This window comes from Pseudomonas yangonensis, assembly GCF_009932725.1.
Classification (GTDB): Bacteria; Pseudomonadota; Gammaproteobacteria; order Pseudomonadales; family Pseudomonadaceae; genus Aquipseudomonas; species Aquipseudomonas yangonensis.
Genome location: NZ_BLJU01000005.1, coordinates 1 through 25,171 on the forward strand (window position 1 = coordinate 1; position 25,171 = coordinate 25,171).

Sequence of the window (25,171 nt, forward strand, 5' to 3'; positions counted from 1 at the left end):
ACCACCAACAGGATCAAACCGCCACCCTGTCGACCGGCGCACATTCTACACGCCAGATCCAGCTTTGCAAGCCCTTCATTCAACTTAACTTATTGATTAACAAGAAGTTTTTGAAGCGCTTCATCGCTGAAGTGGCGCGCATTCTACATCCAGCAGAATGCGCGTCAAGCTTATTTTGCAGTTTTATTACTTATAGCGCTTCAAGCGCCTCGCGCAGACCGCTGCGCCGTTCAACGCGGCGCTGTACGGCCTGTTCGAAAATGCCGGCACGGCTCTCGATAAGACTGAACCAACCGCGAGCCCGGGTGATGCCAGTGTAGATCAGCTCCTTGGTCAGCACAGGATTGAGACTGTCAGGCAGGATAAGTGCGCAATGGGCGAACTCCGAGCCCTGCGACTTGTGCACCGTCATGGCGAACACGGTCTCCACCGCGCCGAGGCGACTGGGCAGGATATGCCGCAAGGCGCCACTGCCGTCGTTGCGCGGGAACACAACGCGCAGCACCTCGCGTACAGGCGCACCTGGAAACTCCGGCGGCTCGGGCAGACGCAGCGCGATGCCGATATCGCCATTCATCAGCCCCAGGCTGTAGTCGTTGCGCGTGACCAGCACGGGCCGCCCTTCATACCAACCATGCGACTGTTCAAGGAGGCGGCGACGTACCAATGCTTCAGCGATACGTTCGTTGAGCGCTTCGACACCCCAAGTACCTTTACGAACCGCGCAGAGCAGTTGGAACTGATCGAACGCTGCCAGGACATTACCGGCCCAACGATCCCAGGCCTGGGGATCAGCACCCGGGGCGGGACGCTGCGCCTGCATCACCTGCAGATAATGCGCATACCCCTGCGGACGTGGCTCGGCTTCGCCCAGCCCGCCGATCAACAGTCGCTCCAGCGCTCGGTCCTGCTCGCCGGACAGGCGCAGCACATGTAGGTCGTCCGCGCCGGTTGCCAGAGTCGTGCGGGCCGGCTGCGCATCCCCCTGGTTCACCGCCCGCGCCAGACGCCCGATACCCGAGCCACTGCCGAAACGACGCGAGTGGCGCAGCATGACGATATGCTGCGCCAGCGCCTTGTTACCGGTTATCAACGCCGGATCGTCCAACCGCTCGCCCGTCTGGCTTTCCAGCCAGGCAAGCGTCGCCTCGCTGTAGCCACCGCTTTCCGCCTCCCGGCACAGGTCACCCAGCACCGCGCCGGCCTCCACTGACGCCAGCTGGTCCTTGTCGCCCAGTAGAATCAGACGCGCATGCGCCGGCAACGCGCCCAGCAGGCTGGCCATCATTTCCAGATCGATCATCGAGGCTTCGTCGACCACCAGCACATCCAGTGGCAAGGGGTTGGCGGCATCGTGACGGAAATGGCGGCTGCCGGGACGACTGCCCAGCAGACGATGCAGCGTCGTCACCAGGGTAGGAATCTGTTCACGCACTCGCTCGTCCAGCGCCAGGGACTGCACCTGCGCGCCTATAGATTCGGTCAGCCGCGCGGCTGCCTTGCCGGTAGGCGCTGCCAGGCTCAGGCGCAGCGGCTCGCCAGTGGCCATGGCGGCTTCCTGCAGCAGCGCCAGAAGGCGCACCACCGTCGTCGTCTTGCCGGTTCCCGGCCCTCCGGTGATCAGGGTGAAGCGCCCCTGCGCGGCCATGGCGCAGGCCAGCTTCTGCCAGTCGGTCTGGCGCTGGCCGTCCACCACCAGCGCGTCGGGAAAGAGTGAAGCCAGGCGCGCGGCCAGATCGCTCGGGGCCTCAGCGCTCGCCTGCAGACGCCTGGCGATATCGCCTGCCACCTGACGCTCGTAGTTCCAGTAACGCCTCATATATAGACAGGCGCCGCTGAGCACCAGCGGCGCACCTTCGGACTCCAGCAGCGAGCTGCCGGCACAGGCCGCCAGCCAGGACTCCAGACTGAGCCCGGCCAGTACCTGGGACGGCAAGAGCATCGCTTCTTGCGCGTCCTCGCCTTCCGGCGGCAGAGACAGGGTGAAATCCGGGTTGGCCAGCGTGGCCGCCAGATCGAGGCAGACGTGGCCCTGCCCCAACTGGTGGCTGGCCAGCGCGGCGCCAAGCAGCAGCAAGGGTGAAGCGTCCGGGTCCAGTTCAGCGAACAGCTGCGCCAGCGCACGATCCAGCTCGCGCAGCCAGCCACGCTCGCTCCAGGTGGAAAGCAGGGCAAAGAGTTCGGCGCGATCATGCAGCGCCGGCGCAAGCGTCGTACTCATGCTGCGCCCTCCTCTGCTTCGCCCATGAACAGCGCGTCCAGCCGCTCGATCAGCTCACGAGGCGGCCGGGCCAGATAGGCGCCCTGCTGCGGTGCGCGCAGAAACACATAGAGCGCGCCCCCCACATGCCGGTCGTAGTCGTAATCCGGCAGGCGCAGACGCAACTGCCGATGCAGAGCCAACACGTAGAGCACGTACTGCAGATCGTAACGGTGGCTGGCGATGGCGACCTCCATGGCTTCACGGGTGTAGGCGCCATCGTCGCTGCCGAGCCAGTTGGATTTGTAATCCGCCACGTAGTAACGCCCCTGATGCTCGAATACCAGATCGATAAAACCCTTGAACATACCGTTAAGGGTGTCAGCCCGTAGCGGCTGCCTGGCGACACCCGGTAACTCGCACTGTTGCACCCACTGATCCAGCAGCCTGACATCCACCCCGCGCGCCTCGAACCAGAACTCCAGCTCGGGCTGATACTGCGTCAGTTGCGCCAGCACCACGCCATCCGCGCCCGCCAGTGGGAGCGGCTGGCTCAGCAGCGCCAGCAGCCAGTCCTGCAGCGGATCGATCCAGCTTTCCAGTCCACGACGCTGGCAACGCCTGGCCAAAGCCTCGCGCAACCTGGGCGGATCCTGCGCCAGGGTGGCGAAGCCTTCCTGCGCTGCCATTTCCAGCAGGCCATGGAGGAAGGTGCCGGGGTTGGGCCCACGCGGGAAGCGATGCAGGCCCTGAGCGGATGCTGGCAGCGGCGCCAGGGCCAGCAGCGGATCCTCATCGTCGATGACGTTCTGCATCGCCGGACTATCGGGCGCGGCGTCCTCGTGGCGGCTGACCTGACTGGGGGCATCCTCGTCCAGGCGCAGTGCGCTGTAGGAGGCGATCCACCAGTGCTCGGCAGCGCGCCGCGCCGGCGTGCGCCAGTGCGGCGCGAACTGTCCTTCTTCGATCATTCGATAACGCTGCTCACTGGCCGGCGGCACCGGCGCCACGGCACTCTCGAGCCCAGCCGCGAATGGCGTGAGCCAACCGGCGAGCTCGTTACTCGCCGCCAGCGACGCGCCGCCACCGAGCAGATAGCCCAGCGCCGATTCGTGCAGACGCGACTTCTTGCCGTTGCCGATCTTCAGATCCGCCACGCCCAGCCAGCAGGCATGCCGGGCACGGGTCAACGCCACGTAGAGCAGGCGCAGGTCTTCACCCAGGCGTTCGCGCTCGGCGCGCAGCAGGCTGTCGTCATCGGCCTTGAGCACCAGGCGGCGGCGGTCGCCGTCGTGAATCTGCAGCGGCTTCTTGTCATCCACCGGACGGAATGCGCAGATAAACGGCAAAAACACCAGGGGATACTCCAGCCCCTTGGATTTGTGGATGGTCACCACGCGCACCAGCGCCTCGTCACTCTCCAGGCGCAGCACCTGTTCATCGGCAGCCTGCCCCTCGCCGGCCAGCAGCTCGCTCAGATGACGAATCAGCGCCAGTTCGCCATCGAGTTCGGCGGCAGCCTGCTGCAGCAGCTCGGCCAGGTGCAGCAGATTGGTCAGTACCCGCTCGCCATCGTCACGCCCCATCAGGCGCTGCGGCAGCTCGAAGTCCTGCAGCAACTGACGCAGCATCGGCAGCACGCCCTGACGCTGCCAGCGCTGGCGGTAGTCGCGGAACTGCATGACCCGGCGCTCCCAGGTGCGCTCATCGAGGTTGAGCTGCTCCAGCTCGCTCAATGCCAGCCCCAGTGTCGCGCTGGCCAGTGCCGCACGCAGCGGGCGATCCTGATCCGGCTCGGCACAGGCGCGCAGCCATAGCAGCAGGTCGCGTGCCTCCTGGGCGGCGAATACCGAATCCTTGTCGGAGAGGTAAACGCTGCGCACGCCGCGTGCAGCCAGCTCGCCGCGAATGGTCTGCGCCTCGTTGAAGTCACGCACCAGCACCGCAATGTCGCTGGGCCGCAGAGCACTCAGCACGCCGTCCTTGATGAAACCCGCCTGCCCACGCTGGCCCAGATCCAGCAGACGCACGATCTCGCTGGCCGCACCGGCCGCCATGGCATCCAGATAAACGCCCTTGACGACCGGCTCGTCGCTCGCCAGCTGCCACACCGTAAGGGCGGGTTGCGCCTGCCCCTCGACGCTCCAGACTTCGCCTCGCCCCTGCGCGCCCACCTCGATAAAAGGCAGATCATCGCGCAGCAGGAACGCCCCCTCGCCGCCGTCACGCTGCTCGGCCCGCAGGAACACGCCGTTGACGGCATCGACCATGGCCTGGCTGGAACGGAAGTTCTTCTCCAGGTTGTAGTGCCGACCCAACGTCGCCCGGCGCGCGCGCAGGTAGGTATGAATATCGGCACCGCGGAAGGAATAGATGGCCTGCTTGGGGTCGCCGATCATGAACAGGCCGCAGTCGCCGCGGTTGGCCTCGACCTCGTAGAGCGTATCGAAGATGCGGTACTGCAGCGGGTCGGTATCCTGGAATTCGTCGATCATCGCCACCGGGAACTGGCGGCGAATCACTTCGGCCAGGCGCACGCCGTTGCTGCCCTGCAGGGCAGCGTCCAGGCGCACGAGCATGTCGTCGAAGCCCATCTCCGCGCGCTGGCGTTTCTCCCAATCGAAGCGCTGGCGAACCCAGGCCGCCGCGTGGCGCAACGCCGCGTCAGTGGGATCAGGCAGCGCATCGAGTTGCGCCTTGAGCAGAGCCATGGCGTCCAACGCGGGATGAGCAGGCGCCTCGCCTTTCCAGGCTTCGGCCAGGCCATCGGGGGTCAGGCGGGTGAAACCGGTGCCCAGGTCGAGGCGCGGTTCTTCGCCACCGGCCCACTCGCGCAACTTGGCCAGCCAGGGATTGTAGAAGCGCGCCTGGAGTTTCTTGCCATCCACCTGCTTGGCCGCCACAGCAGCATCCAGCAGCAGCTGCAGTTCATCGGCCCACGTCAGCCAGGGCGCCTTGAGCTCGGCAAGCGCCTGCTCGCGCTGCTGCAGCGCGCCATCGAGCAGTTCGCCCAGCGCTTGCGTCGCGATCTCCGCCTCTTCGCCCAACAACGGTCGCAGCCGCGCCCCCAGCCCTGCAGGCGTCCCCCAGACACCCGCGACCCATTGCAGCGCCGCGCCCTGCAACGCATAGCAGTGTTGCCGCCAGTAATCGCGCACCACTTCGGCCAGCAGTTCGCTGTGATCGGTCTCAAGGGTCTGGCTGAACAGACTGCCGCTGTCGAAGGCATGTTCACGCAGCATGCGCTGACACCAGCCGTGGATGGTGGACACGGCTGCCTCGTCCATCCACTGCGCCGCCAGCTCCAGACGGCGGGCGCACTCGTCCCACTGCGTCTGGGCGAAGTCACTGCGCAATTCGCGCAGCAGATCATCGCCCTGGGCATCGCCACGAAATACGGTCGCGGCCTCGACCAGGCGCGCGCGAATCCGGTCGCGCAACTCGCGGGTGGCCGCATCGGTGAAGGTCACCACCAGAATCTGCGGCGGCAGCAGGGGCTCGCGGAACGCGGCGTCGCCGCCATGACCGAGGATCAGCCGCAGGTAGAGCGCGGAAATGGTGAAGGTCTTGCCCGTACCGGCGCTGGCTTCGATCAGGCGACTGCCATGCAGGGGAAACGTCAGGGCCAGAGGACGCTGTCGGTTCATGCTGCGTCCTCCTCGAGCGCTTGCGGATGGCTGTCGAGCAGCGGCTGGTAGAGCCGTTCGCTCCATGTCGGAAACTGGCCATCAGCGGTGAGCGCGGCGTAGTCCGGGAACTGCCTCGCCAAGCTGGCGCTACTCTGGACTTCACCGGCGAGGTTGTAGCTGCCCTCGTAGACGCTGCGAGCCTTGTCCTCATTGTTTTCCTGCAACCAGGCCAGCGAGGTTTTCAAGGCAACCGGCAACGGCGCCTGCATACCGGCACTCCAGGCTTCCAACCAGATCGTCAGAATGCGCGCGGCATGCTCGGTCGCTACAGGTTCGAAGGCCAGACTGCGATCCTCGCCAACCAGCAGCGTAGTCAGCGGTACGCCGCAGGCTGCGGCGATGACGTGCAACACGTAGGGGCGCAGCAGGCGATGCCATTTCCAGCTCTTGTCCTTATGCAGTGCACCCGGCAGCAGCTCCAGGCGCGCCAGGCCGCCATCGGCCTTCTGCCGCAACCCGGCAAGCCAGCCGTCGAGCTGCACACCGGCTGCCGCGAAAGTCAGACGCTGCGGTGACTCCAGCTGGGTCGGCCAGCACAGGCAAAGCCCCTGATAGCGCTGCACCTGTACCGGCAGCGGCTCCAGCAGGGCGTTGCGGTACTGCTCGCCAAAACCGGCCAGCGGCAGCACGCCGCTACGCTGCAGACGGTCGGCTGCCGACCTCAGCGCATCGTCGCTGCCCCCCTCGTCTGCGACTGCCGCCTTGAGCAGCGCTTCTTGCAACTGGTAGCGCTGCAGGCCGTCGAGGGCGAAGGGCTCGCTGTCGAGCTGCGCCTGCTCTTCTTCGTCGAGATACACCTTGAGCCGACGGGTGAAGAAGCATTTCACCGGATCGCGCAGGAACGACTGCAACAGCTCGGGCGTAAGCTGCACTCCCTCCTCCCAGGCGGGCAAAGACGCCGCACTTTCGCGGGTCGGGGCCTGGCCATGCAGGGCTGCCCACTCGTGGGCATAGCTGAACAGCTGTCCCTGGCCATCGAAGTAGCGGCGGCTGAAGGGTTGTAAGGGGTGCTCGGTGGTCAGGCCATGCAGCAGGTCGCCACCACCGGCCAGCGTCCAGGCACTGGCAAGATGGTCACGCAGCTGGCCGACCAGCACGGACGGCGGGCGCTCGCTGTTGTCGCGAATGCTGCGCCCCACCCAGCTGATATATAGACGATCGCGCGCCGCCAGTAGCGCCTCCAACAGCAGATAGCGGTCATCCTCGCGGCGCGAGCGGTCACCGGGGCGGTAATCGCCTGCCATCAGGTCGAAATCCAGCGGCGCCTGGCTGCGCGGATAATCGCCATCGTTCATGCCCAGCAGGCAGACCTGGCGGAACGGAATCGCGCGCATCGGCATCAGGGTGCAGAAGTTCACTGCACCGGCAAGGAAACGCTGACTCAGCCGCCCCTGGTCGAGCCCGCCCAGCCAGGCCTCATGCACCACCGGTAGAGTCAACGCTTCGTCCAGCGTCGCCGCCTCGCACAGCTCCAGCCAGGCATCCAGTGCATCGAGCAGTTGGGTCGTCAGTACCTCTTCACGGTCGCTCTGCGGCTGAAAGAAGTCGTCGAGCAAACTGCGCAGGCGCTCGCCCCACTGCACCGGCGTGGCCGGCTCGCGCAGCTGCTGCAGATGCCGGTCAAGGCTTTCCAAAAGCCGCGTCACCGGACCGATCAGCGCGGCATCGAGTCCGCCAATTTCGTCGTACGGCTCGATGCCGGCAAAGGCGTCGGCCGTACCCACGGCATAGCCCAGCAACATGCGCCGCAGGCCGAAGCGCCAGGTGTTCTGCTCCAGATTCTCGCCCAGGCCGAGCGCCTGCCGCTGGGTCGAATCCAGCCCCCAGCGCACACCGGCGCCTTCCAGCCAGCGGCGCAGGGTGGGCAACTGCTCCTCGGCGATGGCGAAGCGCTGACGCAGCGCAGCGACATCCAGCAGATCGAGGATCTCGCTGACGCTGAAGCGGCTGTCCGGCAGGCGCAGCAGGTGCTCCAACGCGATGACCATCGGTTCCTTGCCGCGCAGCCCCTGGTCGGCCAGGGTGAAGGGAATGAAGCGCGGATCGTCGCTGCCGAACTGGCCGAACACGGCCCGGATATGCGGTGCGTAGGCGTTGACGTCGGGCACCATGACGATGATGTCGCGCGGCCGCAGCGTGGCGTCCTCGCTGAAACAGGCGAGCAGCTGGTCGTGCAGCACCTCCACCTCGCGCTGAGCGCTGTGGGCGATATGAAAGCGCAGCGAATGATCTTTGGCGGGGTCGACGGGAGGCCAGGTGCTGCGTGTTTCCGCCAGCGGGCGCAGGTCGAGGATGTCATTCTGGAGTTGGCCGAGCAGGCTGTCTTCACTGGCCGGGCTGAACAGGTCGATACGGTCGAACTGCTCGCGGTAACGCTGCGGCTCGTCGTACTGATCCAGCAGGTTGATATAGTCGCGCCCCTGTTTGCCCCAGGCTGCCAGCAGCGGCTGCCCGTGCTGGTGCATGTCCTCCTGTTCGAACAGACCGATCTGCGCGCCCGGCCTGCCCTTGCGCTGCTGGCGACGGTACTCGTGGCGCAACAGGTCCTTGTCTTCGACGATATCGCCCCAGTGGTGCTGACAGGGGTTGTGCACGTAGAGCATGACCTGGCTGAAACGCGCCATGGCCGCCAGCGCCTCGAGCACCTGGGCTGGCAACGAAGAAATTCCGAAAACGGTAATGCGTCGCGGCAGCCCGGCGGGCGGCGCGTCCAGCTCGGCCAGACGCGCGACGAAGCGTGGATGCACACCGGCGCGGCTTTCGGCCAGATGCTGCTCGCCAACGTCCGCCAGCAAGGCGCGCCACAGCGCGGGTTGCCAGCGTGAATCGCCCTCCAATGGCCGCTCACCTCCACGCGAGGTGCGCAGGCGGTCCTGCCCTGCGGCCCAGTCGGCCAGCCAGTCGGCGCGGTAGACCTGGTACTGGTCGAACAGATCGGCCAGACGCTCGGCCAGCTGGTGGCGCTTGCGCAGGTCCTGGTCATCAGCAAGGAAGCGGCGCAGCGGAGCGAAGGACTCCTCGGCCAGCAAGCCCGGCAACAGCCGCATCAGGCGCCAGGTCAGCGGCGCCTTGTCCAGCGGCGACTCTTGCGGAATAGCCTCATTGCCCAGCACGTTACGGTACGCCTGCCAGAGAAAGCGTGCCGGCAGATCGACATCCAGCGCCGCCGCGATACCGCAGCCATCACGCTCGGCCAGTGCTAACTTGAGCCACTGCGCGATGCCGTTGCTTTGCACCAGCAGTACTTCGTTTTCCAGCGGCCGCAGCGGATAGCGCCGCATCCACTGCACCGCCAGCGCACGCAGCTCTTCGAGGTGGTTACCGTGAATGACGATGAGGCCGGGGGACAGCTCCGGGCTGGCGGGCATCGACTGACTCCTGTCGAAAATCGAAGCGCAAGTTTGCCAGCATTTGGCGACAAGGTGAGTCATCAGCGGCTATGTCGCCTCTGAGGCCCCGCCAAAAAACGAAAAGGCCGATCAATGACCGGCCTCGAGTGGCAATGACAACTGCTGGCGTCAATCGACCAAGAGCTTGTCGCGATTCTTATCCAGAGTCGCTTCACCAATACCTTTGACCTCGAGTAACTCGTCAACCGAAGCGAAGTTACCGTGAGCCTCACGATAAGCCACGATGGCTTGCGCCTTGGTCGCACCAATACCAGCCAACTCGCGCTGAAGTGTCTCGGCATCAGCGGTATTCAGATTGACGGTTACCGCCTCAACAACCTGTGCGGAGGCTGCCTTGTCGGGTTCGGAGTTCGAAGTTTCTACTGCCGAAGCGGCCAGGGAGAGGGAGGTCAGAACAGCGAAGAGAACGGAGGAAAGGTAGATTTTCATCATCTTAACGTTCCTTGTAAGTGAGTTAAACGAGCACGTTAGGCTCGATCTTTAACCTAGACGCTATTCCCTCTCTGTCAAATTCTGGGCAATGTCGAACAAGAGCAAATCTGATATCCAGCCGCCACTTGCGCGTTTTTTTTGCGCAGAGAACTTAGGGTGGGTGCTCAGTGCGGATAATCAATCGGATGAACATGCGCCAAGCTCTTATGCCAGTACCCGCTTATCCTGAAGCCACAGCTCGAAGGCATGGCTCTGTGGCAAGCCGTCCTTCGCCGCGTAATAGACCAATCGAAGATGGCGATCTTCGTCAACGGTCAGCGTGGCGTGCTCGAACACCACATCTCCAACCGCCTCGATCTTCAAATGGCGGATTCCGTGGCAAGGGCCATGGACGTCCTGCTGCCGCCACCAGCTCTTGAATTCCGGCGAGGCCTTTTCCAAATCTTTTACCAACGCGGCGATATCGGGATCCTGGGTAGCGCGTACGAAGTCGCGGCGAAAGCTGGAAAGGATCTGCAGCGCCTGTTCATTCCAAGGGTTGAACAGTTCACGAATGACCGGGCTGGTAAACAGCATCCACAGCAGATTACGGCAGTCCGCCGTATGAGAAGAGAAGCCGAACAACCGATCCGCAGCCGCGTTCCAGGCCAATACATCCCAGCGCAGATTGAGCACATAGGCCGGCCTCAACGGTAGGTCGTCCATCAATCGATGAATCAGCGCCGGAACCTTGCACCAAGTCTTACCCGGCTCAGGCGGCAGGCGCTGGTGAGCAAGCAGAAACAGGTGTCGACGCTCGGTAGCGTCCAGCTTGAGCGTGCGCGAAAGGTTGTCGAGAAAGGTCGCGGAAACACTGATATCTCGCCCTTGCTCCAGCCAGGTATACCAGGACAATCCCACCCCGGCCAACGCCGCAACCTCCTCACGACGCAACCCTGGCGTACGCCGCCGGCTTCCGACGGGCAGGCCCACCTCCTCCGGTGAAATGCGCTCGCGGCGGCTACGCAGGAATTCGGCCAGTTCTATTCGCGTGCGTTCAGCTGTACGAGGTGCGCTCATTCAATTACCTCAAGTACTAGGATAAACAGTCAAATTGTACCCCCTACAAATCACGATAAAAATAGTCCGCCCGGCCGCAGTTACCCGTGGGCTGGGCTTTCGCTTATGACGCGCAGAGAGACGCGCTATCAACTGGCTAAGGAATCAAACGATGCTGCAAAGCGCTTTCGGGACCAATGCATGGCCTTCGGGGTTGAAGTGCGAACGCCCCTTTGTAATCAGCGCCTGGTCGAGATCGCCTTCAGTGTTCCAGGGCGATGAAGGCCCGGCAGCTGGGAGAACAGCACCCTGCTCACCGCGACCTGCTGCTGGAATCGATCCGCGAGCGTCAAGAGTCCCTACCCCTCGCCCCTGGATCCAGCCTACGAGCAGGTGCTGCTTGACGCCCTTGCTCCATAGCGGCCGTATCCAGCAAACCCTGGCCAAGTCGTTTAGCAGCGTTTCGCCCATTAATGAGCGCACGGGCATGGAGCTGGCGGTCGGCCTCAACACCTGGCTGAACGAGTACGACGTCGACCTCGAACTCTAGTCCCCAACCGGATGTGGCCCGGTGCGGGGCCGCATCCCTTCGCCGTACCACCCACGCGTTCCTGCAACGCAAGCGAGTCCAAGCATGCACACACCCAACCAATCACCCATCTACCTCATAGCGCTGGGGGCCTTCGCCCTTGGCATGGCCTCCTACGTCACCGCCGGGTTGATCCCGATGATCGAGGCCTCGTTCGCGGTTTCCGTCGCGGTGGCCGCGCAGCTGGTCACCGCGTTCACCCTGGCCTACGGCCTGGGTTCGCCGATCTTCGTTGCCCTGACGCCGGCGCATCGCCAGCGCGCCGGCCTGCTGCTGGCCCTGGGGCTGTTCGTCATCGCCAACGCCGCCAGTGCGATGGCCGAGAGTTTCACCGCACTGATGATCTGGCGCGCCATCGCGGGTATCGGCGCGGGTGTCTACCTGGCCATGGGCATCGGCGCCTCGGCCGCGGTATCCGCCCCGGAGCGCCGCGGCAAAGCCATCGCCATCATCATGGGTGGCATGGCCAGCGGCGTGGTGCTCGGCGTGCCGCTCAGCCTGCTGATCGCCGAACAGCTCGGCTGGCAGGCCGCCCTGTGGCTGGTCAGCCTGCTCGGTTTGGTAGCCTTCTTCGGCTTGCTGCTGAAGCTCCCTTCCCTGCCGGCGGCCACCGCCACCACGCTGGGCCAGAAGCTGGCGATCCTCGGCGACAGCCATGTGCTGGTCATCCTGCTGGTATCGCTGCTGGCCGCCATCGCCAGCCTGGGCATGTACACCTTCATCGCCCCGCTGCTGGCTGACCCGGCCTACGGCGCGGTGCGTTCGGTCACGCCCTATCTGTGGGTCTGGGGTATCGGCGGTGTGCTGGGCAGCTTCCTGATCGGCCCGCTGGTGGATCGCATCAAAGGCCCGGTGCTGACCTTCGCCATCATGCTGATCCTCGCCGTTTCGCTGTTCGTTCTGCCGCTCGCGGCGACCCTCAACACCTGGCTGGTGATGCTGCCCATCACCCTGTGGGGCGCGGTCGGCTGGGCGCTGCAAGTGCCGCAGAATAACGAGCTGATCCTGGCGCGCCAGGACCAGGGTGACGGCAACCTGGCCATCGCCCTGAACGAGTCGGCGCTCTACCTGGGCAGCGCTATCGGCGCCGCGGCGGGCGGCCTTGTTCTGTTGTTGCAAATGCCCAGCTGGACCCTGGCCGCCAGTGCTGGTGGTGTCGCAGCCCTTGGCGCCCTGCTGCAAATCATCAACCTGCGTCGCCGGCCAACCTGGAGCGGCGATGTGCAAACCACTCCCTAGCGGGCCCCGGTCATGTTGGCATGACCCTCGATACGTTTTGCTGCGGCAACCACATCGTCATAGGACGGAGCATTGATCATTTGAGGTCTCTCTCATCAGTTACCATGGCCAGACAACGCTGGTGCCTGTACCGGCAGCAGAAGCTTTCTGGAAAATGAGCCGCGCCACGGTCAGGTCTTGCAGCGCGAGTCCGGTCATGTCGAATACGGTGATGTCGGAATCCGCCCGGTCAAAGGTGACCTTGCCAGTAAGCAGATCCCCAAGTTCTACGCACGCGGTGTCCGGCGCCCATTGCAGTTCGCCAAGGCTTCGCGCCTGTTGAAGGTCGTCGACGATCAGACGACTCTCTTGTAGCAACCCTTCGGGCAATTCACGCTTTCCATGCGTGTCAGCGCCGACACAGTTGATGTGCGTGCCAGGCCGGACAGCATCTTTGTCGAACAAGGGGCCGCTGCCTGGGGTGGCAGTGATCACTACATCGCTTTGAGCAACGGCAGCGTTCGCGTCGGTTGCGCAGTGAATCTGGCATCGCTGCTCGAACTGGGCCTCAAAGGCAAAATCCGGCTTGCGATCCGCGGAGACGTATTTGACGTAGCGCAGATGGCGCAGTGTGCGTAGAGCGAACGTAAGTTGCGATCTCGCCTGAACGCCGGTGCCGAACACGGTGACCTGCTCACTATCGGGACGAGCAAGAGCGTGCAGCCCGAGCGCTCCTGCAGCCCCCGTGCGTACGGTGGTTATGGTGTTTCCGTCGATAACGCATAGTGGGCGACCGGTGGCAGGATCGAATAGCAAGATGGTGGCTTGATGCGGCTCCCCTCCCCTCAGGCGGTTCGACGGCCAGAAGCCAGCCGCCTTCAGACCGAGAAGGCCTTGAGATTGCACATCGCCTGACTTGATCCCGAATATGCCGCCCGTGATCAAGGGCTCGCGCACCACCGGAAACACGCGACCTTCGCGCCCGCTGTGCAGGGCGAAGGCTTCCCGCACCGCGTCGAGAACGTCATCGGAAAGGAGCAAAGCGTCGACGGTGTTTTTGTCGACAAGCAAAAGACTCGCATCACTTCGCATAGCCGTACACCGAAGCACGAGAAACGCCCAAGTGAGCTGCGGTCGTTTCCATCGCTCGACGCAGATCGAGCAGACCGGCCGTCTTGAGCTCCTGGACTAACGCACGGCGATCGCTGGCTTTGAGTGCCCGTGGCGTAGTGGCCAGACTCGCTGCGTATTGGTCGATAAAGGCGCGGATGGCCTCTGAGCCGGTGGGGTCGAGCGTCTCGCTGGTAACCGAGTCAGTCTGCGTTGCAGCGAACTGATTCAACATTCCCTGAAAACCCTGGAACATTGTGAGGTCTATGTTCATGCATAGAGCGGCGATATATCGCCCTTCCGAATCCTTGATGCCGATTGACGTGCTCTTGACCTGACGGCCATCGGAGAATCGGTTCGGGTAGTTGGCGATCACTTGCTCGAAGTCGGGATCCATGATGCGGGCCAATCCAAGCTCGGTGGCGGGACAGCCAACTTCCCGACCAGACAGATTGTTATGGATCGCCAGCAGTGCGTGAGAAGGATCCAACAGATCGTGCACCACCACTTCGCAGAACGGAGCGAAAGTCTTGGCGAGCCCGTCTGCGACCTGTTTGATTTGTTCCAGCAGGCACTGCTGTTCGTGAGTTCGTTTGATCATGCGCCAGGGTCCATCGTTGTTTTTGACAGAATGTCCAGTGTTAGACATTTTGTCAACCTCGCAACGCGCGGGATCCTGGCGCCGCCTTCATCCCGGCAAGTCCGGTTACCTCCAGGGCACGGGATCGAGCGCTTGCCTGCAAGCCTCAATGAACAGTCGCAGCCGCGCGGATGCGCCTTTACGGGTTGGGGTCAGGGCGAACACCGGAGCCTGTTCCATATGCCAGTCGGGGAGAAGGCGAACCAAGCGTCCTGAAGCGATCAGCGGCCCGGCTTCCCACTCAGAGCGCGCCATGATGCCAAGGCCGTCCAAAGCCCACTGCGTAACAGCCATACCATCGTTGGAAGACAGAGGCCCAGCCACGCGGATCGAAACCTCATTGCGAGGTTTTTTTCTCGTTCCACGTCCGGGTATGAACCGCCAGCGCGTCAAGTCTTCATCGTTTTCCTTCAGACACAGGCAAGTCTGGTTGGCCAGCTGCATTGGATGCGACAGCGGCTCTTTCAAACGGGCAACGAATGCGGGGCTTGCGCACAAAACTCGGTCATTAGGCGCCAGCATGTGGCCGACCCAGGAAGAATCATTCAACTCACCGATGTGGATCACCACGTCATGTGTCGCCGCGTCACGAAGCGGGTTGTCGCATAGATTCAAAGCGATATTCAGGGACGGGTGAGTCAGGTGTAGGTCCCGCACGATACGGGCCATGTATTGGCGTCCGAAACCGAACGGAGCGACCACACGAAGCCGGCCTGCCATCGATCGGGCTTCGCCGCCAATGCGCTCCGGAAGTGCCTCGATTCGGTCGAGCACTTCGACAGCCTCCTCCAGCAACCGACGGCCCTCATCGGTGAAGGTGATCCCGCGGGCTCCGCGCACCGCCAGATGCACGCCAAGCGTTTCCTCCAGACGCCTGAGACGCACTGTCAGAGCAGGGGGCGTCAGATCCAACAGGCGGGCCGCACTTGCCAGCGAACCGCCACTGCCGAGCGCCCGGATCATGCGAAGGTCATCGAAGCTAATCATTAAATCAGCCTTAATCCTGAAGTTAAACCTGGTTAACCGCAGATGCTACATCCACCTATACAGTTGCGACACCAGTTTCCGGAGGCCACCCGATGATCACAATCAAAGAGCTGAACACGCCTGCTGCCGTCATTGACACGCTACGGATGCAGAACAACATCAATCGTATGCAGAAGCACATCGATGCTTTGGGGGTGCGCTTCCGTCCGCACGTGAAAACCACTAAATGCCTACCTGTGGTACAGGCCCAGATCGCTGCCGGTGCGAAAGGCATCACCGTCTCAACCCTCAAAGAAGCCGAACATTTTTTCGAGGCGGGCCTTACCGACATTTTGTATGCCGTCGGAATGGTATCGAGCAAACTTCCTCAAGCGCTGACACTTCGCCAGCGCGGTTGTGATCTCAAGATCGTCGCTGACAACGTCTCCGCCGCTCGGGAAATCGTCAGGTTCGGCAAAGCCCATGGCGTCGTGTTCGAAGTCTGGATCGAGATCGACACCGACGGCCACCGCTCGGGCATCAAGCCCGAGGAAGACACTCTGCTCGAAGTAGCCCGTGAGCTAAGCGACGGGGGCATGCAAGTGGGGGGCGTTATGACTCATGCCGGGTCGAGCTACGACTACGATAACCATGCCGCGCTGCTGCGCATTGCCGAGCAGGAGCGCGCTGGTGCCGTGCGGGCAGCAAAAAGGTTGCGCGAAGCTGGCCTGCCATGCCCCCTGGTAAGCGTAGGCTCAACGCCAACGGCTTTGGCCGCCGAGAATCTCCAGGGTGTGGACGAGGTGCGGGCCGGCGTTTACGTGTTCTTCGATCTGGTAATGCATAACGTGGGCGTGTGCAGCACCAGCGACATCGCATTGAGTGTTCTCACGACTGTTATTGGCCATCAGCAAGAAAAAGGATGGGCGATCGTCGACGCGGGGTGGATGGCAATGAGCCGTGACCGCGGCACGCAAAAGCAAAGGCATGACTTCGGTTTTGGCCAGGTGTGCACGGAAGACGGAGAAGTTCTGGACGGCTACATCCTCAGCAGCGCCAACCAGGAGCACGGAATCATCTCCCGCAGCGGCACGCCCGATGGCGACATGGCAGCACGTTTTCCTATCGGAACACGACTGCGCATCCTTCCTAATCACGCATGCGCAACGGGCGCGCAACACCCGGTGTATCACGCGCAACTGCCCGATGGCAGCACCGCCACCTGGCCTCGTTTCTACGGTTGGTGATAGGAGCCTATGCGATGACGACTACTTCTTTTTCCGGCGCTCGCCGCTATATCGCAGTACTTGGAACAGGCGGCACCATCGCAGGTTCCTCGGCCCAGGCGGGGGCCAATCTCGGCTACACCGCCGGGACAGTGCCGGTAAGTACCTTGGTCGATGGGATCGAGGTGCCGGATGGTTTCATCCTTCACACAGAGCAGGTCGCGCAACTGGATAGCAAGGACATGGACCTGGACACCTGGCATGCCTTGCAACTGCGCTGCGAACACTGGCTGGCACAGGACGAGGTGGCCGGATTGGTCATTACCCACGGCACGGATACCATCGAGGAAACATCGTTTTTCCTGCACTCGGTGCTTCAGTCGCCGAAGCCCGTCGTTCTTACGTGCGCAATGCGGCCGGCGACCTCGTCGAATGCCGACGGGCCGCAGAACTTGCGGGACGCGCTGGCGGTGGCTACTGCCGCTGACGCAACCGGCGTGGTCGTAGTGTGCGCCGGCGAGGTGCACTGCGCGACTGACGTTCGCAAGGTGCATCCCTACCGCCTCAATGCATTTGGTTCCGGTGACGCCGGACCGATCGCCTATGTGGAGGAAGGCAAGGTACGGTTGTTACGCAGCTGGCCATACGAGGGTATGCCGGAGCCAAAAAGTGACCGCAAATCCCTGCCGGCCGGCGATAGATGGCATCGTGTCGAGATCGTTCTAAGCCATGCCGGCGCTCGCAGCGACCTGATCGACGGGCTTATCCGCGAACGGCAAGACGGGCATCCTGAAGCGGTGGCAGGGATCGTGCTGGCGGCGACGGGCAATGGTGGGGTTCATCACGTGCTGGAACAAGCGGCACTTCGCGCTCAGGCCGCTGGCATTGTAGTGCTCGTGGCAACCCGCTGTGCCGAAGGGCGCATCATCCCCGCTCCGGATTCGCTGCTGCCGATGGCTGTTGATCTGTCACCTGTGAAGGCCAGGATCGCGTTGCTTTTGCAGCTCCGAGATAAAGTCAAAACCAGCCATTGAGCCAATGCTTAACTCGATGCTTCCAGGCCACAACCTGGGCACCTGAGGAACGGTGAGAGAAGTCGCAAGACAGCATTGGTGGATCGAGCAGGCGGCACGCTATCGGCGCTGCCGCCCTCCGGATAAGTGTCGGATCATGCAGGCCGTACCGCGTGCTGGCCAAGCCAGTGTGTCTAAGGCATGGGCGATGCAACAGAACCGGCCAAGAGCCGGACGGGCCGGTGAGCACAACCCTATCGTGTGCTCACCTCAAACAACCAGTCGCGAAAAGCCCTGAGGCGAGGCAGGTTCGCGCAGTCCTGGCGGTACACCACGTAATAAGCCAGAGCGGACTCGAATTGTATTTCGGGGAAAAGCCGCACCAGCCGCCCGGCCGCCAGATCGTCGCGCGCCATCACGCTACGGGCCAGTGCAATGCCCTGGCCGTCTATTGCTGCTTGCAGTACCGCTGCCGAGTTATTGATCTTCATCCCGCGGCTGGTGGAAACGCCTGCCAGCCCCGCCTTTGCCAGCCAGGTTTCCCAGGTTGGAAAGCCGGTTTGGCTATCCATCGACAGGTCATGAATCAGCGTCTGCCTGGTCAGACTTTCCTGGACTTGCAGGCGGGAGGACTCGATCAGCAGGCTTGGCGAACACACCGGGTAAACCTCTTCCTCCATCAGTTTTTCGGCCACCAACCCCGTCCACTCGCCAGCGCCGTACCGCACCCCAATGTCGACCCGCTGGCTGACAAAGTCGACCGCGCGCAGGTTGGTGTCCAGACGTACATCGGTGTCTGGCCAGGCACTATGGAAACTGTCGATACGCGGCAGCAACCATTTTGCGGCGAATGCCGGACTGACCGTAACGGTCAGAACGCCGCTGGCGGAGCTTTCCTTGAGCTTCTCAAGCCCCAGGATCAGACGGTCGAACCCCGCCCGTATGTCAGGCAGCGCGCGCTCTGCCGCCTCGGTCGGCACAAGGCGTACCCGGCCACTGGTCGCTCTGTGAAACAGCGGTGTCGACAGCCAATCCTCCAGCGTACGCACCAATTGACCGACGGCCGCCGGGGTGACGTTGAGTTCGCGCGCCGCTGCAGAAAAGCTTTGATGGCGTGCGCTTGCCTCGAATGCACGTAGGGCATTCAGATGAACCGGACCATTCATGGCAATAAACTTTTTCTTTAGTGAAAAGACACTTTATCTCGTTTGTCCGCGTAGGCGGAAGCGCCGAATATCTGTTCACGATCAGGGCCGACAAACAACTTCAGCCCTGCTTGTCATCAACACTTATCCGGTGCTTGCCGTCAGCAAGCAAAGAGGTTTAGCCATGAATACAAGATTTGAAGGCAAGAAACTGTTGGTAATCGGCGGTACAAGCGGGATGGGTTTCGAAACCGCACGTATCGCTCTTTCCCAGGGCGCAAGTGCCGTCATTGTCGGCAGTCGTCCCGGCAAGACCGAAGAAGCCCTTGAAGAACTTTCGGCATTCGGCCCGGTGACAGCTCTGGTCGCGGACCTCGCCAGCGATGAAGGCCGGCACAGGGTGATCAATGTCATCAGCGAGCAACACACCGACATCGATCTGCTGGTCAACGCCGCTGGCGTATTCTTCCCCAAACCATTCCTGGAGCATCAGGACGCCGACTACGACCAATACATGGCCCTCAACAGGGCGACTTTCTTCATCACTCAGAAAGTGGTCGCGAACCTGGTCGCCCGCGGCCGCCCTGGTGCCATCGTCAACATCGGTTCGATGTGGGCCAAACAGGCGATTGCCGCCACCCCGTCCTCTGCTTACTCCATGGCCAAAGCAGGTCTGCACTCCCTGACACAGCACCTGGCAATGGAGCTGGCCCCTCACAACATCCGCGTAAATGCCGTTTCGCCAGCGGTCGTGCAAACCTCGATCTACGAAGGGTTCATTCCCAAGGCGGAAGTTCATAACGCGCTGCAGGGCTTCAATAGCTTTCACCCTATTGGCCGCGTGGGTAAGCCTGAAGACGTCGCCAGCGTCGTCGCCTTCCTGCTTTCCGAGCAGGCCAGCTGGGTTACCGGCGCGATCTGGGACGTCGACGGCGGCGTCATGGCTGGTCGCAACTAAACCTGCCCATGGAGCGGATGATCACGCCGCTCCATCACTCTGCACCAACCATGCCCGGCCACCTATCTTTGCGGAGACACAACCATGATGAATGACTGGAACGCCTACTTTGATGCGCTGCTGGATCGCGTGGGAGATCTGGCCAAGCAAAGTCCCGATATCCTTCGAGGCCTAACCACCATCGAGGGTGCGGCGGTCAAGACTGGACAGCTGGAGCCCAAGATACATGAGCTGATCGCGCTCGCGGTTGCAATCACCACACGTTGTGACGGTTGCATCGCGGTACATACCAGCAAGGCAGTCGATCAAGGCGCAACCCTGGCGGAAATCACCGAAGCACTGGGGGTCGCCATTGCCATGAATGCGGGCGCAGCGCTGACCTATTCGGCGCGGGTAATTGAAGCCCATGCACAACTGCGCGACAGATAACTGCCCTGACGTCACCTCGGCCTTGCAGCCGCCTTCCCCAGGCTCGCTGCTGACGCACATGCGGGTCGCTCCCGCTGTGCTCATCCAGCGCCTGGCTGCGCCAGAAACTGTCGATGACCTCGCCTCCATCGGATATCTGGCGCTGTGAAGGAGACGAGGAGTACCCGGTAGAAGACCGTGCAATGTCCGGCGCCAGCGCCGAAGCCACGGTCGGTGATCAAACCAGTGCGATGACCTTTTTCAAAACCTTCTTGAATGCCGAAATCTCGCCCTCGCTGCAACCGGCAAATACCCTGTCCTGTTGGGCCTCTGCTATCTGCCAGAGGACTTCTGCCTGTTCAGCCCCCATTGTCGTCAACGAATAACGCCCGTCTTGATCATTCACAAAGCCGCGGCGCTTGAGATTGTTCAGGGCCTCATCGATCTCGCGCACCGGCATACCGACGAGCGCCTGCAATGCTTCTATCCCGGGGCAAGCGTCGTACTCCAGCACCATCAGCATGCGTGCTTCGCTGGTGCGCAAACCGGTCGCCAGTTGCCGGGGCTGGTAGTCGCTCTGATAACTGCGCACGGCCTGCGTCATGAGGTAATAGAGATTTTCGCCAAGCCGTCCTTGAAACACCGTGCTCACAACCCCTTCGTTTTTCTTGATCGCGCGGGGGTGTGGCAGCACGGAGGAATAAGCACCTTGGTGATACAGCAGCGGCGCGCGGCCAAAGTCATCGAACGCGACGACCCTGCCGAGCAAAATCCAATGGTCGCCGCCATCGATTTGCTGATAAAGCTCGCATTGGAAACGGGCAGCACAATCGGCAAACAGCGGTGCGCCGCCAGCGCCCTCCTCTACCTCGATGCCAGTGAATTTGTCATCACTGGGCCGCGCAAAATGGTTGGATAGATCGATCTGGTCAGCGGCCAGGATGTTCACCGCAAAATGGCTGGAGGCGTTGAACACCTCGTAGCTGGCCGAGCGTTTGTCGATACTCCAGAGAATCAGTGCCGGATCCAGTGATACGGAGTTGAAACTGTTCGCAGTCACGCCGACACGCTTGCCATTCGCAGCAGCGGTCATGATGGTCACGCCGGTAGCGAAGTTACCCAGGGCACGGCGAAAGGCACGCGGATCGAAGCCCGCTTCTTCTTGTTCGTTCATGACGTTATGTTCCTAAGCGCCGGGCAGGCACCGGCGCATCGATTGTTAATGGGTGAAGCGCGTAAGGGTGATGTGGCTCAGACCATACTCGGGTCGGGCTCGAGCCCCATCAGTTCGCGCCCAAGGATCTGCGCACAAACGTCGTAGTCGGTGTAGGCGTGAGCACCGGTCATATGGGAATCGCGGAACAGCCGCTGCATCTCGTTATGGTCGAACCAGCTGGTGCCGCCTGCCGCCTCGAACAGGCGATCCACGGCCTGGATGCACATTTTCACGGCATAGGCCTGATTGGTGCGCCAGAAGGCCAGCGTGCGATTATCGGGATACTGGTGTCGCTCGCCGTATTCGGCATGCTCCTGCCAGGTTTTTTCGAGAAAGGCACGGGCGGCGCCTACCTGATGAGTGGATTCGGCAAGGCGCATCAATGCAGGGGTTGCTGCACCGACATGAGCGCCGGTGTAGGCACGTACCCGATTCCTGGTCTTTTCCGCATAGACCACCAGCATCCGCTCGGCGATGCCCAGGCTGATCGCTGCAAAACCGCTGGCAAAATACGGGCGATAAGGCGCGTAGAAGATCTTGCTGTCGGGATACAGACCGTAGCCTGCCGAGCGTCCCTCCATCATGTCCTTAGCGGCTTCGATCCGATGCTCGGGAATGAATACATCCTTGAGGATCAGCGTCTTGGTACCGCTGGCCTTCATACCGGCCACGTACCAGTCATCACGAATCTCGTAATCGCTACGCGGGACGACGCCGAAACAATATGCCGGAGGCTCCCCTTCTGCCATCGGACGGCGGAAGCCTACGATGGCCCATTCGGCGTGATCGCAACCGCTGCTCCAACCCAGCTCGCCATTGAGGATGATGCCGCCCTCGACATTCTGGGCTTTGCCGAACGGAGCAATGCTGCTGCTAGCCGTGGCGTCGCGATTGTGCCCCCACACGTCTTCCTGCAGCTGCTTGGAAAACATTGCCATCTGATGACTGTGAGTGCAGAGCAGGCTGAACGCCCAGGCGGTACCTGCGCAGGCGCCCGCCAGTGCTGCGACGCAGTCGGCAAATTCCGGCAGGGAGATCTCCAGACCTCCGTAGGCTTTGGGCTGAAAGGCCCGGTGCATGCCGATTCCCTTGAGCATGGCGATGTTCTCTGGCGGCACCATCCGTTCCTTTTCGGCCTGGGCGGCATTGGCGGCGATTGTCGGAAGTATTTCCTGCAGAGCATCAAGAAGCGGATTCGGCTTTTTCATCGTGGGGCCCTTTCTTGTTAGGAGTTCGTTCACTTCGCTCATGATCAAATGAAGATGACGCGAAGCAGCGCACCGTAGCGGCTTTACGAAAAGGATTATGCGCAGCCTCCGCAACGACAAAAATGGACATTACAAAGTCTATATTGCACTTTTCATGGTCAATCCAGCGGCCCAATACAAGGGATCACATGCCCGCCCGAATAATTGTTAATAACGTAATGAAAAGCTATCATCACGCCCCTTTCTCGGCCCTGGAACCACGCCTGTATGCGTCACTGGCCCGACTCCCTGCGCGCCCTACGCCACCGCAACTTCCGCCTGTATTTCATCGGTCACGCCATTTCCACGCTCGGTACCTGGGTGCAGCAGGTGGCGCTGTCCTGGCTGATCTACCGACTGACCGATTCGGTGGCCCTACTTGGCCTGACCACCTTTGCCGCCTTGCTGCCGCAACTACTGGCTGGCCCTTTTGCCGGCGCGTGGATCGACCGACACGACAAGCGGCGCCTGCTGATTCTGGTAGAAGGCGCATTGGCGATGCAGGCGCTGGCATTGGCCTTGCTGACCGCCAGTCAGATGATCAGCCCGGCACTGATCGTGGTCATGGCCGCCCTGCTCGGCTTACTCAACGCCGTCGATACACCGCTGCGCCAGTCGCTGCTCAGCCAGTTCGTCGATGATCGAGAGGACCTGCCCAACGCCCTGGCGCTCAACGCCATGCTGTTCACCTTGTCGCGATTCATCGGTCCGCCACTGGCGGGGCTTCTGCTTGGCTTCGTCAGTGAAGCGGTTTGCTTCGCGCTCAACGCGGTGTCCTACCTGGCGCTTATGGTTGGCCTGACCTGTATTCGGCTGGCCCCCTCACCTCGTGCTAGCGGTTCGTTTCGCAACATTTTTGGCGAGGGACTGGGTTACGTGCGCAGCAACTCACGAGTGCAGCGCTTGATGCTCAGCGTGCTGGCGGTGAACCTGACCGCCTCGAGCTATGTGGTGCTGTTGCCGGTTTTCGCCAGGGACATCTTTGCCGGAGATGCCACCACCCTCGGCTGGTTGTGGGGAGCGGCGGGCCTCGGCTCGCTGGGCTCGAGCGTTCTGTTGGCAGGCAGGCGTACGACCACAGCGTTGCCAGGCCTGATTCTGATATCGATTGCCGTCAGTGCCCTGGCCATGATGATGTTGGCCGTCAGCACCCAGTTGTGGCTGGCACAGGCCGCCATGCTACTGCTGGGCTTCGGCATCACCGTGAGCAACGTGGGCACCAACATCATCTTGCAGAGCAGTGCTCCTGAGGCGCTGCGCGGACGAATCGTCGCGCTGTACACCTCGACTCGCTTCGGCTTCGACGCCATTGGCGGGCTGTTGGCCGGCCTGCTGGCCACCCGCTTCGGCGCACCCTGGGTGCTGATCGGTGCGGGCTGCCTGCTGCTGTCGTACTGGACTTGGGCCAGTTGGCAGCATCGCCGTATGCAGCACGGCTGATCAGAATGCAGACCTTCTAGGCTGGGCGAAGCTGGCTCAAACGGTAGGCCAGCATCACTCCCATTCCCGAAAGACCGACCACCAGCGCCATTGGCCAGGGTGTACCGTCGTACAGCGCACCGACCAGGGCGCTGCACAAGGTGCCGATGGCGAACTGCGACGCCACCGCCAGGCCGGCCGCGGCCCCCGCCTGACGCGGGAAGAGCGCCATCAGACAGGCCAGACAATTGGCGCCGAGCATCCCCGTGACACTGACGTACACCAACAGGCACAGCACCAACGCAGTCGGTGTTCCCCTACCGCCAGCCGTGACAGCCAGCAGCGCCAATCCGGAGAGCAGCGCAACTGCTGCGCCAAGGCACACCATGCGTTGCGCCCCAAGCCGCCCGACCATCCGCGCATTGATAAAACTCATGATCATGATGCCGGCGATGTTGAGCGCGAACAGCCAGGCATAGTGCTGCGCAGAAACGCTGAAGTACTGGATATAGACGAAAGGTGAAGCGGTGATGAAGGCGAACATGCCGCCAAAAGCCAGGCCCATGCACAGAATGTAACCGAGAGCCTGGGGCTGCCGGGCAATCTCGCCGTAGGCGCGGAAGGCATTGAGCACCGATGTTCCGCGAGCAACCAGCGGATGCGTCTCTGGTATGCGCCAGAGCACCAGCACCAGACACACGCCAGCAAACACCAGCAGGAAGATGAATACCGCTCGCCAGCCCTCCAACAGGATCAGATAGCTGCCGAGTATCGGAGCCAGCAGCGTGGCGATCATGGTTACCTGCTGCATCAGCGATAGCACGCGTGCCGCATCGTTGAGCGGAAAGAGGTCACGCACGATGACGCGCCCCAATACCGAAGCCGCCGCACCTCCGAATGCCTGCAATACCCGCCAGAGCAGCAGTTGCTCGACACTGGCTGCCAGCGCGCAGCCCAGACTGGCGAAGATGTACAGCACGATGCCTCCCAGAAGCAAGCGGCGTCGGCCGTAGCGATCGGACAGCGGGCCATAGAACAGCATGCCCATGCTGAACCCGGCCAGGAACAGGCTGATGCTGAGCTGCACGCGACCTTCACTCGCCTCAAGACTGCTGGCGATCAATGGCAGGCTGGGCAGATACATGTCGATCGACAAGGGACCAAAGGCTACTAGAGCGGCCAGCAGAACGATCAGGCGCCGCGGTTTATCGACGAACGACATATTGGCTCCGCAAAAAATGAAAGGC

20 protein-coding genes are annotated in these 25,171 nt (G+C 62.2%); 8 read left to right on the forward strand and 12 right to left on the reverse strand.

The genetic code is table 11. From position 1 onward, the window contains the following. Positions 1-190: 190 nt before the first annotated feature. The 5 genes from recD to GYB81_RS08780 all read right to left on the reverse strand — a co-directional run bounded on the left by recD (position 191) and on the right by GYB81_RS08780 (position 10,790). Positions 191-2,221 carry an exodeoxyribonuclease V subunit alpha gene (gene recD, locus GYB81_RS08760; RefSeq protein WP_161897788.1) on the reverse strand — a complete coding sequence of 677 codons (2,031 nt, stop codon included), beginning with the start codon at positions 2,219-2,221 and terminating at the stop codon, positions 191-193. Then, positions 2,218-5,847: an exodeoxyribonuclease V subunit beta gene (recB, locus tag GYB81_RS08765; RefSeq protein WP_161867671.1), complete on the reverse strand. Its 3,630-nt coding sequence runs from the start codon at positions 5,845-5,847 to the stop codon at positions 2,218-2,220. Before recB ends, recD begins: the two co-directional genes overlap by 4 nt. Beyond that, positions 5,844-9,257, reverse strand: coding sequence for an exodeoxyribonuclease V subunit gamma (gene recC / locus GYB81_RS08770; protein ID WP_161867672.1), 3,414 nt, complete (start codon positions 9,255-9,257; stop codon positions 5,844-5,846). The genes recB and recC overlap by 4 nt, the downstream gene beginning before the upstream one ends. Positions 9,258-9,407: 150 nt before the next feature. Beyond that, the gene (locus GYB81_RS08775; RefSeq protein WP_161867673.1) at positions 9,408-9,731 is read right to left on the reverse strand and encodes a ComEA family DNA-binding protein; all 324 of its coding nucleotides are present in this window, start codon (positions 9,729-9,731) and stop codon (positions 9,408-9,410) included. Between the two features lie 204 nt (positions 9,732-9,935). Beyond that, entirely contained in the window at positions 9,936-10,790 is an 855-nt protein-coding gene (locus GYB81_RS08780; RefSeq protein ID WP_161867674.1) for a helix-turn-helix transcriptional regulator, read from the reverse strand. Between the two features lie 180 nt (positions 10,791-10,970). On the opposite strand from GYB81_RS08780, the gene GYB81_RS24710 reads away from it, so the two are divergent. The 3 genes from GYB81_RS24710 to GYB81_RS08790 all read left to right on the forward strand — a co-directional run bounded on the left by GYB81_RS24710 (position 10,971) and on the right by GYB81_RS08790 (position 12,597). Beyond that, positions 10,971-11,051, forward strand: a complete 81-nt coding sequence (locus tag GYB81_RS24710; protein WP_233787546.1) for an asparagine synthase-related protein — start codon at positions 10,971-10,973, stop codon at positions 11,049-11,051. 118 nt (positions 11,052-11,169) lie between these two features. After that, the gene (locus tag GYB81_RS24715) at positions 11,170-11,319 is read left to right on the forward strand and encodes a hypothetical protein (RefSeq protein ID WP_233787528.1); all 150 of its coding nucleotides are present in this window, start codon (positions 11,170-11,172) and stop codon (positions 11,317-11,319) included. An 84-nt stretch (positions 11,320-11,403) separates the two neighbouring features. After that, positions 11,404-12,597, forward strand: coding sequence for an MFS transporter (locus GYB81_RS08790; RefSeq protein ID WP_161867675.1), 1,194 nt, complete (start codon positions 11,404-11,406; stop codon positions 12,595-12,597). Between the two features lie 99 nt (positions 12,598-12,696). Here GYB81_RS08790 and GYB81_RS08795 read toward each other — a convergent pair whose 3' ends face one another. The 3 genes from GYB81_RS08795 to GYB81_RS08805 all read right to left on the reverse strand — a co-directional run bounded on the left by GYB81_RS08795 (position 12,697) and on the right by GYB81_RS08805 (position 15,313). Next, positions 12,697-13,647 carry an ornithine cyclodeaminase family protein gene (locus GYB81_RS08795; protein WP_218573891.1) on the reverse strand — a complete coding sequence of 317 codons (951 nt, stop codon included), beginning with the start codon at positions 13,645-13,647 and terminating at the stop codon, positions 12,697-12,699. A gap of 10 nt (positions 13,648-13,657) precedes the next feature. Then, the gene (locus tag GYB81_RS08800) at positions 13,658-14,287 is read right to left on the reverse strand and encodes a helix-turn-helix transcriptional regulator (RefSeq protein ID WP_161867677.1); all 630 of its coding nucleotides are present in this window, start codon (positions 14,285-14,287) and stop codon (positions 13,658-13,660) included. A 105-nt stretch (positions 14,288-14,392) separates the two neighbouring features. Next, entirely contained in the window at positions 14,393-15,313 is a 921-nt protein-coding gene (locus GYB81_RS08805) for a LysR family transcriptional regulator (protein ID WP_161867678.1), read from the reverse strand. A 92-nt stretch (positions 15,314-15,405) separates the two neighbouring features. Here GYB81_RS08805 and GYB81_RS08810 point away from each other — a divergent pair, with 92 nt between their 5' ends. Together GYB81_RS08810 and GYB81_RS08815 are read left to right on the forward strand one after the other, a co-directional pair. Then, positions 15,406-16,539: a DSD1 family PLP-dependent enzyme gene (locus tag GYB81_RS08810; RefSeq protein ID WP_233787530.1), complete on the forward strand. Its 1,134-nt coding sequence runs from the start codon at positions 15,406-15,408 to the stop codon at positions 16,537-16,539. A 14-nt stretch (positions 16,540-16,553) separates the two neighbouring features. Next, positions 16,554-17,552 (forward strand): asparaginase, encoded by a 999-nt coding sequence (locus GYB81_RS08815; protein WP_161867679.1) that lies wholly within the window; start codon positions 16,554-16,556, stop codon positions 17,550-17,552. 233 nt (positions 17,553-17,785) lie between these two features. On the opposite strand, the gene gcvA is transcribed toward GYB81_RS08815, so the two are convergent. Beyond that, on the reverse strand, positions 17,786-18,697 hold the full coding sequence (gcvA, locus tag GYB81_RS08820; protein WP_161897789.1) for a transcriptional regulator GcvA: 912 nt from the start codon (positions 18,695-18,697) through the stop codon (positions 17,786-17,788). 163 nt (positions 18,698-18,860) lie between these two features. Here gcvA and GYB81_RS08825 point away from each other — a divergent pair, with 163 nt between their 5' ends. Both GYB81_RS08825 and GYB81_RS08830 read left to right on the forward strand, forming a co-directional pair. Beyond that, on the forward strand, positions 18,861-19,634 hold the full coding sequence (locus GYB81_RS08825; protein WP_161867680.1) for an SDR family NAD(P)-dependent oxidoreductase: 774 nt from the start codon (positions 18,861-18,863) through the stop codon (positions 19,632-19,634). 87 nt (positions 19,635-19,721) lie between these two features. Further along, positions 19,722-20,063 carry a carboxymuconolactone decarboxylase family protein gene (locus tag GYB81_RS08830; protein ID WP_212632078.1) on the forward strand — a complete coding sequence of 114 codons (342 nt, stop codon included), beginning with the start codon at positions 19,722-19,724 and terminating at the stop codon, positions 20,061-20,063. A gap of 217 nt (positions 20,064-20,280) precedes the next feature. Here the strand turns inward: GYB81_RS08830 and GYB81_RS08835 are convergent, their stop codons facing one another. Further along, positions 20,281-21,216, reverse strand: coding sequence for a p-hydroxyphenylacetate 3-hydroxylase reductase component (locus tag GYB81_RS08835; protein ID WP_161867682.1), 936 nt, complete (start codon positions 21,214-21,216; stop codon positions 20,281-20,283). A 77-nt stretch (positions 21,217-21,293) separates the two neighbouring features. Then, a complete protein-coding gene (locus GYB81_RS08840; RefSeq protein ID WP_161867683.1) occupies positions 21,294-22,466 on the reverse strand; it encodes a p-hydroxyphenylacetate 3-hydroxylase oxygenase component in 1,173 nt (390 codons plus the stop codon). Between the two features lie 267 nt (positions 22,467-22,733). On the opposite strand from GYB81_RS08840, the gene GYB81_RS08845 reads away from it, so the two are divergent. Next, positions 22,734-23,945 (forward strand): MFS transporter, encoded by a 1,212-nt coding sequence (locus tag GYB81_RS08845; protein ID WP_161867684.1) that lies wholly within the window; start codon positions 22,734-22,736, stop codon positions 23,943-23,945. A gap of 16 nt (positions 23,946-23,961) precedes the next feature. Here GYB81_RS08845 and GYB81_RS08850 read toward each other — a convergent pair whose 3' ends face one another. Next, positions 23,962-25,146, reverse strand: coding sequence for a Bcr/CflA family multidrug efflux MFS transporter (locus tag GYB81_RS08850; RefSeq protein WP_161867685.1), 1,185 nt, complete (start codon positions 25,144-25,146; stop codon positions 23,962-23,964). Positions 25,147-25,171: the final 25 nt, after the last annotated feature.

Bases quoted from the DNA above. Each gene is read 5' to 3' on its own strand.
- GYB81_RS08830 (WP_212632078.1), top strand. From the start codon at position 19,722: ATGAATGACTGGAACGCCTACTTTGATGCGCTGCTGGATCGCGTGGGA.
- recB (WP_161867671.1), bottom strand. From the start codon at position 5,847: ATGAACCGACAGCGTCCTCTGGCCCTGACGTTTCCCCTGCATGGCAGT.
- GYB81_RS08805 (WP_161867678.1), bottom strand. From the start codon at position 15,313: ATGATTAGCTTCGATGACCTTCGCATGATCCGGGCGCTCGGCAGTGGC.
- GYB81_RS24710 (WP_233787546.1), top strand. From the start codon at position 10,971: ATGGCCTTCGGGGTTGAAGTGCGAACGCCCCTTTGTAATCAGCGCCTG.
- GYB81_RS08775 (WP_161867673.1), bottom strand. From the start codon at position 9,731: ATGATGAAAATCTACCTTTCCTCCGTTCTCTTCGCTGTTCTGACCTCC.
- GYB81_RS08815 (WP_161867679.1), top strand. From the start codon at position 16,554: ATGACGACTACTTCTTTTTCCGGCGCTCGCCGCTATATCGCAGTACTT.
- recC (WP_161867672.1), bottom strand. From the start codon at position 9,257: ATGCCCGCCAGCCCGGAGCTGTCCCCCGGCCTCATCGTCATTCACGGT.
- GYB81_RS08835 (WP_161867682.1), bottom strand. From the start codon at position 21,216: ATGAACGAACAAGAAGAAGCGGGCTTCGATCCGCGTGCCTTTCGCCGT.
- gcvA (WP_161897789.1), bottom strand. From the start codon at position 18,697: ATGAATGGTCCGGTTCATCTGAATGCCCTACGTGCATTCGAGGCAAGC.
- GYB81_RS08840 (WP_161867683.1), bottom strand. From the start codon at position 22,466: ATGAAAAAGCCGAATCCGCTTCTTGATGCTCTGCAGGAAATACTTCCG.
- GYB81_RS08850 (WP_161867685.1), bottom strand. From the start codon at position 25,146: ATGTCGTTCGTCGATAAACCGCGGCGCCTGATCGTTCTGCTGGCCGCT.
- recD (WP_161897788.1), bottom strand. From the start codon at position 2,221: ATGAGTACGACGCTTGCGCCGGCGCTGCATGATCGCGCCGAACTCTTT.
- GYB81_RS08780 (WP_161867674.1), bottom strand. From the start codon at position 10,790: ATGAGCGCACCTCGTACAGCTGAACGCACGCGAATAGAACTGGCCGAA.
- GYB81_RS08845 (WP_161867684.1), top strand. From the start codon at position 22,734: ATGCGTCACTGGCCCGACTCCCTGCGCGCCCTACGCCACCGCAACTTC.
- GYB81_RS08810 (WP_233787530.1), top strand. From the start codon at position 15,406: ATGATCACAATCAAAGAGCTGAACACGCCTGCTGCCGTCATTGACACG.
- GYB81_RS08790 (WP_161867675.1), top strand. From the start codon at position 11,404: ATGCACACACCCAACCAATCACCCATCTACCTCATAGCGCTGGGGGCC.
- GYB81_RS08800 (WP_161867677.1), bottom strand. From the start codon at position 14,287: ATGATCAAACGAACTCACGAACAGCAGTGCCTGCTGGAACAAATCAAA.
- GYB81_RS08825 (WP_161867680.1), top strand. From the start codon at position 18,861: ATGAATACAAGATTTGAAGGCAAGAAACTGTTGGTAATCGGCGGTACA.